Below are 908 nucleotides of genomic sequence, written 5' to 3' on the forward strand. Positions count from 1 at the left end.
AGAGGCTGTTTGGAAAATCGGATTTGAGGGGTTCCCACCGGGCGTGAAGCGTGATTCAGGGCGCGGATGTGGACCGAAGCGAGCCGTGGCCGGATTTCCAAGATTGAGCGCAAGACGAAGCGTTACCCGTGCGATTTGACCGACGAGGAGTGGGAGCGGATCGCACCGCTGATGCCTCGGCCGGGGCGGCGTGGTCGACCTCGCGAAGTGGATTTCCGCGAGGTGATCAACGCGGTGCGTTATCTGGTGCGCTCGGGTTGCGGTTGGCGGATGTTGCCCGTCCATTTTGGAGCATGGCAGACGGTATACGGCTGGTTCCGCGAACTGGCTCGGCGCTTCCTGTTTCAGACGATCCACGACATCGAGCTGATGCTGGATCGCGAGCGTCAGGGCCGGGAGCAAAGCCCGAGTGCGGCGGTCATCGACAGTCAGTCGGTCAAGGCGCCGTCAGCGGAGGAACGGGGCTTCGACGCCGCCAAGAAGATCGTTGGACGCAAGCGGCATATCGCGGTCGACACCGATGGCCGGCTGCTCATGGTGAACCTGACGCCCGCCGACATCTCTGATAGCGCAGGTGCGCAAACGATCCTCGATGGCATCCGCAAACGCTGGCCTTGGGTGAAGCATCTCTTCGCCGATGGCGCCTATGACCGGCTCAAGCTCATGGACAAGGCCAGTTATCTCGACTTCGTGGTGGAGGTCGTCCGCCGCTGTGACAACCAGCAGGGCTTCAAGGTCCTGCCGCGCCGCTGGGTTGTCGAGCGCACCTTTGGATGGATGATCCGATGGCGCCGCCTCGTCCGCGACTACGAGAAGCGGATCGACGTCTCCCAGGCCATGATCCTCGTCGCCATGGGCGGCAACCTCCTACGCCGGAATGCCCATCCCTGACTTTCCAAACGGACTCT

General features: G+C 62.6%; 1 protein-coding gene. It reads left to right on the forward strand.

Features of this window, described 5'->3' with window-relative positions:
* Nucleotides 1-66 precede the first annotated feature (66 nt).
* Nucleotides 67-891: an IS5 family transposase gene (locus PV773_RS25130; protein ID WP_347968989.1), complete on the forward strand. Its 825-nt coding sequence runs from the start codon at nt 67-69 to the stop codon at nt 889-891.
* The last annotated feature ends 17 nt before the right edge of the window (nt 892-908 follow it).

It is taken from the genome of Mesorhizobium sp. CC13, assembly GCF_039907765.1.
In the GTDB taxonomy this organism is placed as follows: Bacteria; Pseudomonadota; Alphaproteobacteria; order Rhizobiales; family Rhizobiaceae; genus Aminobacter.

Bases quoted from the DNA above. Each gene is read 5' to 3' on its own strand.
- PV773_RS25130 (WP_347968989.1), top strand. From the start codon at position 67: ATGTGGACCGAAGCGAGCCGTGGCCGGATTTCCAAGATTGAGCGCAAG.